The sequence below is a fragment of the Cellulosimicrobium cellulans genome, from assembly GCF_016907755.1.
Taxonomy (GTDB): Bacteria; Actinomycetota; Actinomycetes; order Actinomycetales; family Cellulomonadaceae; genus Cellulosimicrobium; species Cellulosimicrobium cellulans_D.
The window spans coordinates 3,461,852-3,477,430 of record NZ_JAFBCN010000001.1 but is presented as its reverse complement, the minus strand read 5'-3'; the positions used below and the strand labels follow the sequence as shown (position 1 = coordinate 3,477,430).

Below are 15,579 nucleotides of genomic sequence, written 5' to 3'. Positions count from 1 at the left end.
CCCGGCGTCGGCTCTCCGTTCGTCTCGCCGTCGTCGCAGGGTCAGCGGGGGACGACGTTGCGGAGCTCGCGGCCCGTGCGGAGCGCGTCGAGGTTGGCGTTCACGAGGTCCGAGGCGCGCTGGGGGCGGTTGCCCGCGACGTGCGGGGTGAGGATCAGGCGGGGCGCGTCCCACAGGGGTGACGTCTCCGGCAGGGGCTCGGTCTCCGTGACGTCGAGCGCGGCGCCGCCGAGGCGGCCGTCGCGCAACGCCGCGACGAGCGCGTCCTCGTCGACCGTGGCACCGCGGCCGACGTTGACGAAGACCGCGTGGTCGGGGAGCTGGTCGATCCGGACCGCGTCGAACGCGTGCCGCGTCGCGTCGAGGGCGGGCAGCAGGGAGACGAGGACGTCGGTCGTCGCGAGGACGTCCGGCAGGTCGTCGTCGGTCACGACAGGGAACCCGTGGCGTTCGCCGCGCGCGCTCGCGACGCCGGTCACGTCGGCGCCCAGGGCGGCGAGCAGCGGGGCGAGCCGCGCCGCGATCGAGCCGAACCCCCAGATCGTCACGCGCGCGCCGTCGAGCGTGTACCGCGCGGCGGTCGCGGGGTCGGCCTGCGCCCGGTTCACGGCGGTGTCCCAGCGGCGCTCGCGCTGCGCCGCCCCGAGGACGTCGAGCCGCCGTACCGCCGCGAGGACGAGGGCGAGCGCGTGCTCGGCGACGGGGCCGTCGTGCAGCGACCGGCCCGACGTGACCGTCACCTCGGGCCCGAACCCGGCGGCCAGCACCGCGTCCGGGCCCGCTGCGAGCGTCTGGACCCAGCGCAGGCGCGTGAGCCGCGCGGCAGCGTCCGCGAGGTTCGCGGGGGTGTTCGCCCACGTCACGAGGACCTCGGCGTCGGCGTCCTCGGGACGGAACGGCGCGGCGGCGTCGTAGCGGACGACGGCGTCGCCCGGCCCGGCGTGCACGTCGAGGGCGATGGTGCTGGGCACGAGGATCTTCAACGCTGCTCCCGGGGTGGTCCGTCGAGGTCGCGGCCTGCCCGGTGCGGGACGGGCCGCCTCGCGAACGTATCACCGCCCGCTCGGCCCTCCCACCTGCGCTTCCGCAGGCGCGACGTCGCTCCCGGCGATATGTTCGCGGTGTTCCGACGACGCGCCCTCCGCGCGCCGTCCCGGTCGGCCCCGCGGGGTCACGGCTTCGGGGGTGGGGATGGGCTCGTCCACGGGCGCGCCGACGCACGCTGAGGTGCGCGCGGCGATCACGGCACGGACGCCGAAGAACTACATCACGTGGCTCACGCTCGCGTTCATGATCACGTCGTCGGTCGCGAGCTTGCGGGCGGCCCCGACGATGGCGGTCTACGGCCTGGCGGCCGTGTTCCTCTACGTCGTGCCCGCGCTCGTGTTCCTCCTGCCGACGTCGCTCGTGTCCGCCGAGCTCGCGTCCGGCTGGTCGGGCGGGGTGTACCGGTGGGTCGCCGACGGCGTGTCGAAGCCGCTCGGCTTCCTCGCGATCTGGTGCCAGTTCGCGATGACGATCTTCTACTACCCGAGCCTGCTCGGGTACGTCGCGAGCACGTTCGCGTATGTCATCAACCCGAGCCTGGCGAGCAACGGGCTGTACGTGGCGATCGTCATCGTCGTGCTCTTCTGGACGGGCGTGTGGCTCTCCTCCCAGGGCACCAAGACGGTCGCCGGGCTGTCGAGCTGGGGCCTGATCATCGGCACGCTCATCCCGGCCGCGATCCTCGTCGTGCTCGGCATCGTGTTCCTCGGTCAGGGCAACCCGTCGGCCGCGCCGATGGACGCGCAGCACCTGCTGCCGGCCTGGACGGGCCTCGCGTCCCTCGTGCTCATCGTCAACAACTTCCTGTCCTACGCGGGCATGGAGATGAACGCGGTGCACGTGACGAGCCTGCGCAAGCCCGCGTCGGAGTTCCCGCGGTCGATGTTCCTCGCGATCGGGCTCGTGCTCCTCATCTTCATCCTCCCGGCCGTCGCCATCAGCTGGGTCATCCCGGCCGACCAGCTCAGCCTCACCGCGGGCGTCATGCAGGCGTTCGACGCGTTCTTCGCCAACTTCGGCGTGAGCTGGCTGACGCCGATCCTCGGCCTCATGCTCATCGCGGCGTCCCTCGGGGGGATGCTCACCTGGCTCGCCGGACCGTCCAAGGGCCTGCTCACCGTCGCGCGCGAGGAGGGCTACCTGCCGCCGTTCCTCCAGCGCCTCAACAAGCACGGCGTGCAGCAGAACATCCTCGTCACGCAGGGCATCATCACGACCGGGATCGCGCTCCTCTACGCGTTCATCCCGGACGTGTCGAGCGCCTACTGGATCCTGTCCGTCATCACGACGCAGGTGTACCTCGTGATGTACCTGCTGCTGTTCGTCGCGGCCGTGCGGCTGCGCCGTCGTGCACCCGACCACCCGCGCGGCTACCGCGCCCCGGCGCTCACGCTCCTGTGCGTCGTCGGGTTCTGCGCGTCGGTGGCCGCGATGATCATCGGGTTCGTGCCGCCCGCCCAGTTCTCGAGCGGGAACGTCGGGGTGTACGTGCTCATCGTGGGCGGCGGCCTCGGCATCATCGGCCTGCTCGTGCCGGCGCTGTTCTACCTGCTGCGCAAGCCGTCCTGGAAGGACCCGGAGGCCGCGGCCATCGCGGCGGCGGACGAGGCGGGGGAGGGCGAGGCGGCATGAGCTCGACGCGCCCCGACCACGTCCCCGTGCACGAGCCCGAGCCGGCCTCGTCCAAGCGGTGGGTGACGTACACCGCCGCCGCGCTGCTCCTGGTCGCGCTCGGCGCGGTCATGCTCATCGTCTTCGACAACGTGCGGTCCAACCGCGACGCGCGCGAGGCCGAGCAGAAGGCGGCCGAGCTGCACGACCGCTTCGCCGAGATCGGGATCACGGCCTTCAGCGAGGAGACGATCGCCGACGTGCTCGGCGACGACGGCGGCGGGTTCTGCACCGACCCGGCGGCGCTCGTCGAGGCGACGGCGAACCTCGGCGCCGCGAACGGTGCGGCCGGACCGGGTCTGCGCCCGTCCGTGCTCGACGAGCGCCGCCTCGAGGGCGACCGCCTCGTCATCGAGGTGTACTGCCCGGACCAGCTCGACGAGTTCGACGCCTACGTCGACTCGCTCGACCTCGACCCCGGCCGGACGACGGAGCCGGGCAGCGACACCACCGAGGGTGCCGACGGCACCCCGACCGAGGAGGACGCGTGAACCAGGCGAGCGACCAGCCGGAGGACCGGACCGGCACTCACGGCGACGGGCACGTCGAGGAGGTGCGCGCCGCGGTGCGGGGCCTCGTGCCCCGCGCGCTCGACGACCTGCGCACGCTCGTCGCCATCCCGTCCGTCGCCGACGAGCGCCTCTTCCCGCGCGCCGAGTGCGAGCGCGCCGCGCAGTGGGTCGCCGACGCCTTCCGCGCCGAGGGGATCGACACGCGTCTCGAGGTCACGCCCGACGGGTCGCAGGTCGTGCTCGGGCACCGCCCCGGCCCCGACGGCGCGCCCACGGTGCTCCTCTACGCGCACTACGACGTGCAGCCGCCCCTCGACGACGCCGCGTGGACGACCCCGCCGTTCGAGCTCACCGAGCGCGACGGCCGGCTCTACGGCCGCGGCGCGGCCGACTGCAAGGGGAACATCGTCACGCACCTCACCGCGCTCCGGGCGCTGCGCGCGCTCGGCGGCGAGGACTACCCCGTGGGGGTCCGGCTCGTCGTCGAGGGCTCCGAGGAGCAGGGGACGGGGGGCCTCGACCGGTGGGTCGAGGCGAACCCCGGGGCGCTCGCGGCCGACGCGATGCTCATCCAGGACACGGGCAACGCCGAGCTCGGCCTGCCGACGCTCACCGTGACGCTGCGCGGCGCGGCGAACGTCGTCGTGCACGTCGAGGCGCTCGAGGGCGAGATCCACTCCGGCATGTTCGGCGGCGCCGCCCCCGACGCGCTCGCGGCTCTCGTCGCGATCCTCGCGAGCCTGCGCGACGAGAACGGCGACACGACCATCGACGGCGTGCCGGCCGCCGTCGGGCATGGGACGTGGGACGGCGTCGCGTACGACGAGGACCAGTTCCGCCACGACGCGGGCGTGCTCGACGGCGTCCGGCTCGTCGGGACGGGCAGCGTCGCCGACCGGCTCTGGGCGCGTCCGGTGGTGACGATCCTCGGGATCGACGCGCCGAGCGTCGTCGGCTCGGCCGCCGCGATCCAGCCCCGCGCCTCGGCGCGGCTCAACCTGCGGGTCCCTCCCGGCTCGGACGCCCAGGACCTGCAGGACAAGCTGGTCGCGCACCTGAAGGCCCACGCGCCGTGGGGGGTGCGGGTGCGCGTGGAGCGCGACGCCGTCGGGCAGCCGTTCGCGGCCCGCACGAGCGGGCACGTCTTCGACACGCTCACGGCGGCGCTCGCGGACGCGTACGGGCGCGAGACGGTCACGGCGGGGCAGGGCGGGTCGATCCCGCTGTGCAACGTGCTCGCCGGGCAGTACCCGGGCGCGGAGATCGTGCTGCTCGGCGTCGAGGAGCCTGCGTGCCTCATCCACGCGCCCAACGAGTCGGTCGCGCCGAGCGAGATCGAGAACCTCGCGGTCGGCGAGGCGCTGTTCCTCGCGCGCCTCGGCGAGGGCTGAGGCGCGGACTACCGCGGTGCGGGCGCCTCCTGGTCGAGCGCCCACCGGTAGGCGGGGAGCCCGAGCAGGTCGGCGTGCGTCCCGCGCGCGATGACGCGTGCCGGGCCGTCTCCGGTGCCCTCGGGCACTCCGAGGAGCAGCACCTCGTCGACCGCCTCCAGCGCGCTGAGCCGGTGCGTCGCGAGGACGACGCCGCGCCGGCCGCCCCCGGCCGACGCGCCCCGCGGTGCGCGGGTCGTCGCGACGAGGTGCCGCACGAGCGCGTCGGCGCCGGCCGCGTCGAGGTGCTCGGCCGGCTCGTCGAGCAGCAGCAGCGGTGCCGGCGACAGCAGCGCGCGCGCGACGAGCAGACGACGGCGCTCGCCCCCGGACACGGTCGTGGCGTCCGGGCCGAGCAGCGTCCCGACGCCGTCCGGCAGCGCGGCGAGCCAGGCGTCCAGGCCGACGTCGTGCAGCGCCGCCGCGGCCTCCTCAGCCGTGACGTCGCCGCGCGCGACGCGCAGGTTCTCCAGCACCGTCGTGTCGAAGACGTGCCCGTCCTCGGCGACGAGCACGACGCCGCGCGCCGCGTCCTCGCGGGGGAGCGCGCCGACGTCGGCACCGTCGAGCGCCACCCGGCCCGCGAGCGCGGGGACGAGCCCGGCGGCCGTGGCGAGCAGCGTCGTCTTGCCGACGCCGGACGGCCCGACGACGGCGACGGCACGCCCGGGGCGGAGGTCGAGGTCCACGCCCGCCACGACGACGCGCGGCGTGCCCGGCCAGCCCGCCGCGACGTCGTCGAGCGTGAGCGACGCCTGCTCGGTGGACGACGGCTCCGCCGGACCGGGGACGGACGCGTCCGCGGGGCGGGCGGTCGTGGTGGCGCGCCTCGCGGAGCCGTCGAGGAGCCCGACGACGCGCGCCGCCGCCTGGCGCGAGCGGTGGAGCTGGACGGCGGCGGCGGGCAGGGCGTTCGCGGCCTCGAACACCGCGAGCGGAGTGAGCACGATGACGGACAGCTCCACGGGCGCGAGCGTCCCGGCCGTCACCGCCGGGATGCCGAGGACGAGCGACGCGAGCACCGCGAGGCCGACCGCGAGCGCGGCAATCCCGGCGGCCACCCCGGCGGGCCGGGCGCCGTCGTCGGTCACGCGTGCGAGCGCGCGGTCCGTCGCGCGCAGGTCGTCGAGGCGCGCGTCGAGACGACCGGAGACCGCGAGCGGGCCGGACTGCTCGAGGATCTCGAGCGTCGTCGCGGTCATCGCCGCCCGCGTCGCGGCGCCGCGCGCCTCGACCTCGCGCGCGGAGCGGGCCGAGAGCCACGGCGCGACGACCGCGGCGAGGAGCAGGCACAGTGCGAGCGCGACGCCCGCGGCGGGCAGGAACGCCCCGACGAGCACGACGGAGCCGACGGAGATCGCGAGCGCCACGCCGGCCGGGACGAGCGCGCGCACGACGACGTCGCCCACCGCGTCGACGTCGGCCCCGACCCGGGCGAGCAGGTCGCCGCGGCGCAGCCCGACGAGCGCGCCGGGCGAGCCCTCCGCGAGGGCGGTGTAGAGGTTCGCGCGCAGGGCGGCCATGCCGCGCAGCGCGACGTCGTGCGAGGCGAGGCGCTCGAGGTAGCGGAACACTCCGCGCGAGATACCGAAGGCGCGGACGCCGACGACCGCGACGGAGAGCGTGAGGACGGGCGGCATCTGCGAGGCGCGCGCGATGAGCCAGGCGGCCACGGCGGCGAGGCCGACGGCGCTCCCGAGCGAGAGCGTGCCGAGCGTGACGGCCCACACGACGCGGCGCCAGCGCACGTCGAGCAGCCCGACGGCGCGCCACAGCGGGTCGTTCGCGAGGCGGTCACGGGGCCCCGTCACCGGTGCGTCCTCTCGGCGGGTGCGGGTCCGGGTGCGGGTGCGGCGGTGGCGAGCGCGGCCGCGTCGTCGGCCCCGCCGTCCGCGGGAGCCGGGGGATCGTCGAGCGGTGTCGAGCGGACCTCGACGACGTCGTCCGCGGCGCGGACGAGCGAGGCCCGGTGCGCGACGACGACGACCGTCCTGCCCTGGTCGCGGAAGGCCCGCACGGCGTCGAGCACGACCTGCTCCCCGCGGGCGTCGAGGTGGGCCGTCGGCTCGTCCAGCACGACGAGCGGGACGCGCGCGGGGTCGCCGAGCAGGGCTGCGGCGAGCGCGACGCGTTGGCGCTGGCCCACGCTGAGCCCGACCCCGCCGCGTCCGATCTCGGTGTCCCAGCCGCCGCGCAGCGTCGCGAGCACGCCGTCCAGACCCGCGGTGCGGGCGGCGCGGTCGAGGTCGGCATCGCTCACGGGCAGGCCGCCGGCGACGACGTCGCGCAGCCGGCCCGGGGCGAGCACGGGCCGCTGGGGCAGCCAGGCCACCTGGGCCCAGAACGTCGCGGGGTCGACGTCGGCGAGGTCGAGCGGCCCGGTACCCGGAGCGGTCAGGGTGACCGCGCCCCCGTCGGGGCGGACGAGGCCGAGGAGGACGAGCGCGGACGTCGTCTTGCCCGCCCCGCTCGGGCCGGTGAGGGCGACGACGCGGCCCGACCCGCCGAACCGGAGCGTGAGGTCGAGGTCGGCGGGCGCGAGCACGGCACGATCACCCGCCCGGACGCTCACGCCGTGCAGGGCCAGGGTGGTGCCGACGAGCGCGGGTGCGGGGGTCGTCCCGGGCTCAGGAGCCTCCTCGTCGAGCACCGCGAACGCCTGCTCCGCCGCGGCGATGCCGTCGGTCGACGCGTGGAAGTGCAGCCCGACCTGGCGCAGCGGCAGGTAGACCTCGGGCGCGAGCACGAGCACCGCGAGCGCGGGCTCGAGCTCCATGCCGCCGTGCACGAGGCGCAGCCCGACGCCCACCGCGACGACCGCGACGGAGAGCGTCGTGAGGAGCTCGAGGACCATGCCGGAGAGGAAGGCGATGCGCAGCGTGCCCATGGTCGCGCGCCGGTTGGCCTCGCCGAGCGCGCGCACGCGCCGCTCCGGGCCGCGCGCGCGGCCGAACGCGAGGAGGGTCGGCAGCCCGGCGAGCAGGTCGAGCACCTGCGCCCCCAGCCGCTGCATGACCACGAGTCGCCGCTCCGACGTCCCGGCGGTGAGCCGCCCGACGAGGACCATGAAGAGCGGGACGAGCGGGATGGTCACCGCGATGATCACCGCGGAGACCCAGTCGAGCCCGAGGACGACGGCGAGCGTCGCGGGCGTGACGGTCGCGGCGAGCAGCAGCTGGGGCAGGTAGCGCACCATGTACGGCTCGAGCGCGTCGAGCCCGCGGGTCGCGAGCGTCGCGACCTCGGGGCCGCGCCCCGTCGCGAGCCAGCGCGGCCCGAGGGCCACCGCGTGGGTCACGACCTGCTCGCGCAGCTCGGCCACCGTGCGCGTCGCGGCGCGCAGCGCGAACCGCTCCTGCGCCCAGGACGTCGCGGCCCTGGCCGCGACGACCCCGGCGAGCAGCCCGACCCGCGGCCCGAGGTCGGCCAGGCCGGCCGTCCCCTGGATCGCCGGCGCGAGGACCGACGCGAGGACGACCGCCTGGGCGACGACCAGGGCTGCCGTGGCGAACCCCAGCACCGCCGTCAGGACGACGTACCCTCGCGCGGCCCGCGCGTGGCGCAGGAGCCGCGGGTCGAGCGGCTTCACGCGTCTCCCGACCCGCCGGCCCCGAGGTCGCGGCCCGCCGAGCCGCCCGACGACGCCCCGCCGAACGCCGCCTCGCGGACCTTCTTGAGCGAGAGACCGGCGGGCGCGGGGATGTCCTTGGTCGACAGGCGGCGCCGGAACACCCAGTAGGTCCACGACTGGTAGGCGATGACGAGCGGGGTGAGGATCACCGCGACCCACGTCATCACGGTCAGCGTGTAGTCCGTGGACGACGCGTTGTGGATCGTCAGCGAGTTCGCCGGGTCGACGGCGGGCATCACGTCGGGGTACATCGATCCGAAGATCAGCACGACGGCGGCGACGATCGTCACCGCGGAGGCGATGAACGCCCAGCCCTCGGCGCCCCGGCGGTTGGCGACGAGCGCCGCCACGAGGCCGCCCGCCGCGAGCACGACGGCGGCCCACGTCCACGGGACGGAGTAGGCGACCTGGGCCCACACGGCCCAGCCGCCCGCGAGCACGAGCGCCGCGACACCGAAGACCGAGGCGTGCTGCCGGGCCCGGGCGCGGATCTCGCCGTCGGTCTTCAGGGCGACGAACACCGAACCGTGGAGCAGGAACAGGCTCAGCGTCACCAGGCCGCCGAGGAGCGCGAACGGGGACAGGAGGGAGAAGAAGCCGCCCACGAACTGGTGGTCGGCGTCGAGCTGCACGCCGCGCACGAGGTTGGCGAACGCGACGCCCCACAGCACGGCGGGCACCCACGACCCGACCTGGATCGCGACGTCGCAGCGCCGCGCCCAGCCCTCGTCGCGGATCTTGCCGCGGTACTCGAACGCCACGCCGCGCACGATGAGCGCGACGAGGATGAGCAGGAGCGGCAGGTAGAAGCCGGAGAAGAGGGTCGCGTACCACTCGGGGAAGGCGGCGAAGGTCGCACCGCCCGCGGTGAGCAGCCAGACCTCGTTCCCGTCCCAGACGGGGCCGATGGTGTTGATGAGGACGCGGCGCTCCTTCTCGCGGTGCTCCTTGTCGCCGCGCGGGAGGATCGACAGCAGCATGCCGACCCCGAAGTCGAAGCCCTCGAGCACGAGGTAGCCGGTCCACAGGACCGCGATGAGCACGAACCAGACGACGGCGAGATCCACGGTGGTGTTCTCCTGAGATTCTGGACGGGTCCGGGCGCGTCAGTACGCGAAGGACAGCGGGCGGTCTGCGGCCTCGGTGCCGTCGTCGGGCGGCTCCTGCGCCTCGGGCGACTCGTCGTGCACCACCAGCGGTACCCCCTCGATCGCGTAGCGGCGCATGAGCGTGAACCAGACCGCGGCGAGCGCGCCGTACAGGAGCGTGAAGACGATCATCGACGTCAGGACGACGCCGGGGCTCACCACGGTGGACACGCCACGCTCGGTGAGCAGGCGGATCTGGTCGATGCCCGTGGGGTTCGGGGCGACGACCCACGGCTGGCGGCCCATCTCGGTGAAGATCCAGCCGAACGAGTTCGCGAGGAACGGCATGGGGATGGCGATGAGCCCGACGCGCGCGAACCACACGTTGTCGGTGACACGGCCCTTGCGGGTGAGCCACAGCGCCATGAGCGCGAGGAGCACGGAGCCGGCGGCCATGCCGATCATGAGGCGGAAGGACCAGTAGGTCATCGCGAGGTTCGGCGTGTACGTGACGGGGTCGCCGGAGGCGGTGACGTCGCCGTAGCGCTCGGTCATCTGCTCCTGGACGTCCTCGACGCCGGGCAGGTAGCTCTCCGGCCCGGAGAAGTGGCCGGTGCCGAGGTACGACGCGAGGCCCGGGATCTCGATGAGGTGCTGGACGTTCTCGCACGAGTTCGACAGGTCGCCGATCGTGAGGATGGAGAACGCGGCACCTTCCTGCCCCTGGCAGAGCGCCTCGGCGGACGACATCTTGCCGGGCTGCTGCTCGTACATGATCTTGCCCTGGATGTCCCCGGAGACGCCGACGCCGATCCCGCCGACCAGCATGGCGATGACGCCGAGGGTGATCGCCGGGCGGTAGACGTCGCGCGCGAGCTCGACGTTCTCGGCCTTCCTGGTGCGGACGAGCCGGACCATCCACCAGGCGGCGACGCCCGTGACGAACGTGCCCGCGGTGAGGAAGGTCGCCGTGATCTGGTGCGGGAACGCGGCCCACAGCGTGTTGTTCGTGAGGACGGCGCCGATGTCGTTCATCTCGGCGCGCCCGGTCTCGGGGTTGAAGATCGCGCCCACGGGGTGCTGCATCCACGAGTTCGCGGCGAGGATGAAGAACGCGGAGAGGTTCGTCGCGATCGCCACGGCCCAGATGCACGCGAGGTGCACCTTCTTGTTGAGGCGGTCCCAGCCGAAGATCCACAGCCCGAGGAACGTCGACTCGATGAAGAACGCGGCGAGCGCCTCCATCGCGAGCGGCGCGCCGAACACGTCGCCGACGAAGCGCGAGTACTCGCTCCAGTTCATGCCGAACTGGAACTCCTGCACGATGCCCGTCACGACGCCGAGCGCGAAGTTGATGAGCAGGAGCTTGCCGAAGAACTTGGTCAGGCGCAGCCACCGCTCGTTGCCGGTGCGGACCCAGGCCGTCTGCATGATCGCGACGAGGGGTGCCAGCCCGATGGTCAACGGGACGAAGATGAAGTGGTAGACGGTCGTGATGGCGAACTGCCACCGGGCGAGATCCAGGGCTTCCACGTGCGCTCCTCGGGGGGCCGACGGGTCGGCGGGCTTCAGGGGGAGGTGCTGAGCTACGGCGCCGGTCAGGACGGTCCGGGGGAGGACCGCCCATGCTCCGACGGTAGGCCCAATCTGCCCCATCAGCAGGGCGGGAGATGACGTCAAGTGCTGAAAATCGACCGCTTGTGACTATGTTCACAAGCCCCCGGGACCATGGTCCTGCTCTGCCGGGACCCGCGGCCCGGGGCGCGGTGCGTGTCGCCGAGGTTCGTTCGCGCCCCTGTGCGATACTGGGCGGAGCCGGGTGGGCACCGCATCGCCCTCCCGACGAGCACGAGATCGCGGCACCAGCGGACCGCGGCAGTCGGAGCGCCGACCGGGGCGAAGGGCCCGGTGGCAGGCGCCCGCGCCGCGCACGCGGACCGCGGCCGTGGCCGACGACTTCCGTCGCCGGACGACGCGCTCCGGTGCGCTCGTCACGAGCGACGACCGACCGCCCCGAGGGGCCGCACGGTGCGGGGCGGTCCCTGTGGCAGCAGGAGCACGACGCGTGACGCTCGACAGCACTTCCGACAGCACCCCCTCCGAGTCGACGGCGGACGCCGCGGCGGCCCCGGACCGGGCCGAGGGCTCGACTCCGGCGGGGCGCAAGCCCGCCCGCCGCCGCGCCACGCGCAGCGCGGCGCCGCCCCAGGCGCCGGTCGCGACGGCCGAGGGTACGACCGCCTCCACCGACGCGCCCGCGGCGCTCGCGGACTCGAACCCGGCCGCCGCGGCGGCCGTCCCCGACGCGGCCGAGGAGAAGCCCGCGCGCCGCTCGCGCCGTGCGACCCGGACGACGTCCGCGTCCGCCGGGCCCGCTGCCGACGCGCCCGCGACCCCCGCCGCCGACGCGGCGGCACCGGCGCCCGCGGTCGACGACGCCGCGGTGCCCTCCGAGCCCGAGGCGGCACCGGAGGCGACCGCAGCGAAGGGTCGTGGACGCACCGCGCGCCGCGCCCAGGGCGGCGCGAGGAAGCCCGCGTCCACCGCGCCCGACGCCCCGCTCGACGTGCTCTCGGAGTTCGGGCTGAGCGCGGCCCCCGCCGCGGAGCAGGCGCCTCCCGCGACCGCCGGCCCGGACGCGGACGCCTTGCTCGGCACGACCGACGCGCCGCGCAAGACCAAGCGCACCCGGACGACGCGCAAGGCGGCCCCGGCGGGCGACGCGAAGGTGACCGAGGCGCCGGAGGCCGCGCCTGCCGAGGCCGCAGAGCCCGTCGGTGCCGCGACCGAGGCTCCCGCGGAGAAGAAGCCCGTGCGCCGCTCGCGCCGCGCGACCGCCGCGGCCGGTGCCCCGACCACGACGGCCCCCGCCGCGGAGGCTCCTGCCGCGGAGGTGACGCCGACCGCCGACGCGCCGACCGTCGCCGCCGAGGCGACCGTGCCGGAGGCGGACGCGCCCGCTCCTCAGGAGGCGCCGAAGAAGCCCGCGCGCCGCTCACGCCGCGCGACCTCGAAGGCGGCCTCGGCCGAGGCCGTGCCCGAGCCGCAGGAGGCGGCGGAGGCGACGTCCAGCGACGCACCGGCGCCCGCGGCCGCTCCCGGGACGCCCGTCTCGCCCGCCGCGACCGGTGCGGGCACGAGCACGCCGCGGCTCGCGACGACCGCCCTGCTCTTCCAGGCGCCCGATCCCGCGGCCGCGCCGCGCCGACCCCGCCGCGCCCAGAGCCCGGCCGGCCCGCCGCGTCACGTCGAGCCGACCCCCGCGGCCGAGGCAGCTCCCGTCGCGGCCGAGCCGCGCGAGCGGTCCCCGAAGAAGTCCGCGGCTGCCCCGGTGGCGTCGGAGCGCGCCGTGGACGTGACGGTCGAGGTCGCGCTCACGGGCGAGGACGCTGCCGCCGTCGAGGAGATCGAGGCCATCGAGTCGGAGCTCGTTGCCGAGGGGATCGAGCTCCCTGACGACGCGTTCGGTCCGGAGGACTTCGCCGACCTGGACGAGGCCGAGCCCGACGAGCCCGAGGACCAGGCCGCGTCCGACGAGGCCGAGTCCGGTCCTCGCCGCCGCCGTCGCCGTGGTGGCCGCGGTCGCCGCGGTCGTCCGGACGCGGGTCGCGAGCAGGACGAGAGCGACGAGACCACCGCCGAGGGCGACGAGCCGGCCGACACCGGCGCGGACGCCGAGGCCGACGAGACCGAGCACGACGCCGCCGACGCCGAGTCCGGCGAGGACGAGGCGGGCAGCAGCCGCCGTCGCCGCCGTCGCCGCCGCGGTGGGCGGGGCGAGAGCGGCGAGACCTCCTCGACCCGTTCGCGGCCGCGCGAGCGCAGCCTGGCCGACGAGGTCACCGCCCTCAAGGGATCGACGCGCCTGGAGGCGAAGCGCCAGCGCCGCCGTGAGGGCCGGGACGCGGGGCGTCGCCGCCAGATCATCACCGAGGCGGAGTTCCTCGCGCGCCGTGAGGCGGTCGAGCGGTCGATGGTCGTGCGCGAGCGCGCGGGCCGCACGCAGATCGCCGTGCTCGAGGACGGGGTGCTCGTCGAGCACTACGTCTCCCAGCAGTCGCAGGCGTCCATGGCGGGCAACGTCTACCTGGGCCGGGTCCAGAACGTGCTGCCCAGCATGGAGGCGGCGTTCATCGACGTCGGCAAGGGCCGCAACGCCGTGCTGTACGCGGGCGAGGTGAACTGGGACGCGGCCGGGCTCGAGGGCCAGCCGCGCCGCATCGAGCAGGCGCTCAAGTCGGGCGACTCCGTGCTCGTCCAGGTGACCAAGGACCCGATCGGGCACAAGGGCGCCCGCCTCACGTCGCAGATCACGCTCGCGGGCCGCTACCTCGTGTTCGTGCCGGGCGGCGGCATGACGGGCATCAGCCGCAAGCTGCCCGACACGGAGCGCAACCGCCTCAAGAAGATCCTCAAGGAGGTCGTGCCCGACGGCGCGGGCGTCATCGTGCGCACCGCCGCCGAGGGCGCGAGCGAGGAGGAGCTGCGCGCCGACGTCGAGCGTCTGCGCGGGCAGTGGGAGGCCATCGAGAGGAAGTCGAAGAGCGCCTCGGCGCCGGCGCTCCTCCAGGGCGAGCCCGACCTCGCGATCCGCGTGGTCCGCGACATCTTCAACGACGACTTCAGCTCGCTCGTCGTCGAGGGCGACGGGGCGTGGAGCGAGATCTCCTCGTACGTCGAGGAGCTCGCGCCGGACCTGCGCGAGCGCGTCTCGAAGTGGACGGGCACGCAGGACGTCTTCACGGTGCACCGTGTCGACGAGCAGCTCGCCAAGGGCATGGACCGCAAGGTCTGGCTGCCCTCCGGCGGCTCGCTCGTCATCGACCGCACCGAGGCGATGACCGTCGTCGACGTCAACACCGGCAAGTTCACGGGCTCGGGCGGCACGCTCGAGGAGACGGTGACGCGCAACAACCTGGAGGCGGCCGAGGAGATCGTCCGCCAGCTCCGGCTGCGCGACATCGGCGGCATCATCGTCATCGACTTCATCGACATGGTGCTCGAGTCCAACCGCGACCTCGTGCTGCGCCGCCTCGTCGAGTGCCTGGGCCGCGACCGGACCAAGCACCAGGTCGCCGAGGTCACGTCGCTCGGGCTCGTGCAGATGACGCGCAAGCGCGTCGGCCAGGGCCTCGTCGAGGCGTTCAGCGAGACGTGCGAGCACTGCCACGGGCGCGGGTTCATCGTGCACACCGACCCGATCGAGAAGTCGGGCGGCAACGGTCGCGGGGGTCACGACCACGGCAGCGGCACGGGCAGCAACCCTGCCGTCGAGGAGCCGGCCGAGGCCGGCCGCTCGCGGTCGCGTCGCAAGCGCGGGTCGGGCTCCGGCACCACGGCGGCCAAGGACACCGCGATCACCCTCCCGCAGGCGGCCGTCCCGGTGCTCCCGGAGGTCACCTCGGAGGCGCGTGCGGCCGTGAAGGCCACGCTCGCGACGATCGCCGCGGCCGCGGCGCACGCCCACGAGCACGAGCACGACGGCGCGGACCCCGCGTCGATCCCCGGCGACGACGCGCACGCGGAGCCCGGCGAGGAGTGACGGGGACCGCACCCGGCGGCGTACCGCTGTACGCCGCCGGGGCCCGCTCCCGCCTGCGCGGGTGGCGCGCGGACGACCTCGCCGCGTACCGTGCGTGGCTGCGCCCGGAGCACGAGTGGCACCGGTGGGACGGGCCGTACTACCCCGTGCCCGACGACGCCGCGTCCGACGCGGCGGTCGCGCGCCTCGCGCACGCCGCCGCCGCGCAGGCAGCCCGCCCGGGCGGGCTGGGCGACGACGGCCTCCCGCCGCGGCGCGTCGTGGTCGCCGACGAGGAGGACCGGCTCGTCGGGACGTGCTCCTGGTACTGGGAGTCGGCGGAGACGCAGTGGGCGCGCGTGGGCATCGGCCTCTACGACCCCGCGGTGCGCGGCCGCGGTCTGGGCCGCGACGCGCTCGGCGCGTGGATCACCTACCTGTTCTCGGTGACGGACTGGGTCCGCCTCGACCTCGCGACGTGGTCCGGGAACGCCGCGATGCTCGGCGCCGGCCGAGCGCTCGGTCTCGTCGAGGAGGGCCGGTTCCGGGACGCGCGCGTCGTCGACGGCGCGCGGTACGACGCGGTCGTCCTGGGCGTCCTGCGCCGGGAGTGGGCCGTCCGGGCCTGACCGGCTCGTGACCGGCTCGGCGGCGTCTTCGTCCCCGTCACCTGCACCTG

Annotated in this window: 10 protein-coding genes; 5 read left to right on the top strand and 5 right to left on the bottom strand. The window is 75.0% G+C overall.

Annotation, left to right across the window (positions count from 1 at the left end):
• Positions 1–41: 41 nt before the first annotated feature.
• Complete coding sequence (locus tag JOE63_RS15215; RefSeq protein ID WP_204542444.1) at positions 42–983, bottom strand: NAD(P)-dependent oxidoreductase; 942 nt, start codon at positions 981–983, stop codon at positions 42–44.
• 208 nt (positions 984–1,191) lie between these two features.
• On the opposite strand from JOE63_RS15215, the gene JOE63_RS15210 reads away from it, so the two are divergent.
• The 3 genes from JOE63_RS15210 to JOE63_RS15200 are packed head-to-tail and all read left to right on the top strand — an operon-like array spanning position 1,192 to position 4,621.
• Complete coding sequence (locus JOE63_RS15210) at positions 1,192–2,679, top strand: APC family permease (protein ID WP_087469358.1); 1,488 nt, start codon at positions 1,192–1,194, stop codon at positions 2,677–2,679.
• Positions 2,676–3,209: a hypothetical protein gene (locus tag JOE63_RS15205; RefSeq protein WP_087469357.1), complete on the top strand. Its 534-nt coding sequence runs from the start codon at positions 2,676–2,678 to the stop codon at positions 3,207–3,209. Before JOE63_RS15210 ends, JOE63_RS15205 begins: the two co-directional genes overlap by 4 nt.
• On the top strand, positions 3,206–4,621 hold the full coding sequence (locus tag JOE63_RS15200) for a dipeptidase (protein ID WP_204542443.1): 1,416 nt from the start codon (positions 3,206–3,208) through the stop codon (positions 4,619–4,621). Before JOE63_RS15205 ends, JOE63_RS15200 begins: the two co-directional genes overlap by 4 nt.
• Positions 4,622–4,629: 8 nt before the next feature.
• Here JOE63_RS15200 and cydC read toward each other — a convergent pair whose 3' ends face one another.
• The 4 genes from cydC to JOE63_RS15180 are packed head-to-tail and all read right to left on the bottom strand — an operon-like array spanning position 4,630 to position 10,912.
• A complete protein-coding gene (gene cydC / locus JOE63_RS15195; RefSeq protein WP_204542442.1) occupies positions 4,630–6,471 on the bottom strand; it encodes a thiol reductant ABC exporter subunit CydC in 1,842 nt (613 codons plus the stop codon).
• Positions 6,468–8,249, bottom strand: a complete 1,782-nt coding sequence (cydD, locus tag JOE63_RS15190; RefSeq protein ID WP_087469355.1) for a thiol reductant ABC exporter subunit CydD — start codon at positions 8,247–8,249, stop codon at positions 6,468–6,470. The genes cydC and cydD overlap by 4 nt, the downstream gene beginning before the upstream one ends.
• Positions 8,246–9,358, bottom strand: coding sequence for a cytochrome d ubiquinol oxidase subunit II (gene cydB / locus JOE63_RS15185; protein ID WP_204542441.1), 1,113 nt, complete (start codon positions 9,356–9,358; stop codon positions 8,246–8,248). The genes cydD and cydB overlap by 4 nt, the downstream gene beginning before the upstream one ends.
• Positions 9,359–9,397: 39 nt before the next feature.
• The gene (locus JOE63_RS15180; protein ID WP_087469353.1) at positions 9,398–10,912 is read right to left on the bottom strand and encodes a cytochrome ubiquinol oxidase subunit I; all 1,515 of its coding nucleotides are present in this window, start codon (positions 10,910–10,912) and stop codon (positions 9,398–9,400) included.
• A gap of 532 nt (positions 10,913–11,444) precedes the next feature.
• Between JOE63_RS15180 and JOE63_RS15175 the strand changes: the two genes are divergently transcribed.
• Both JOE63_RS15175 and JOE63_RS15170 read left to right on the top strand, forming a co-directional pair.
• Positions 11,445–14,921 (top strand): Rne/Rng family ribonuclease, encoded by a 3,477-nt coding sequence (locus JOE63_RS15175; protein WP_204542440.1) that lies wholly within the window; start codon positions 11,445–11,447, stop codon positions 14,919–14,921.
• The gene (locus JOE63_RS15170) at positions 14,918–15,529 is read left to right on the top strand and encodes a GNAT family N-acetyltransferase (RefSeq protein WP_307840133.1); all 612 of its coding nucleotides are present in this window, start codon (positions 14,918–14,920) and stop codon (positions 15,527–15,529) included. The genes JOE63_RS15175 and JOE63_RS15170 overlap by 4 nt, the downstream gene beginning before the upstream one ends.
• Positions 15,530–15,579: the final 50 nt, after the last annotated feature.

Coding starts and splice junctions, on each gene's coding strand:
- JOE63_RS15210 (WP_087469358.1), top strand. CDS start 1,192: ATGGGCTCGTCCACGGGCGCGCCGACGCACGCTGAGGTGCGCGCGGCG.
- JOE63_RS15205 (WP_087469357.1), top strand. CDS start 2,676: ATGAGCTCGACGCGCCCCGACCACGTCCCCGTGCACGAGCCCGAGCCG.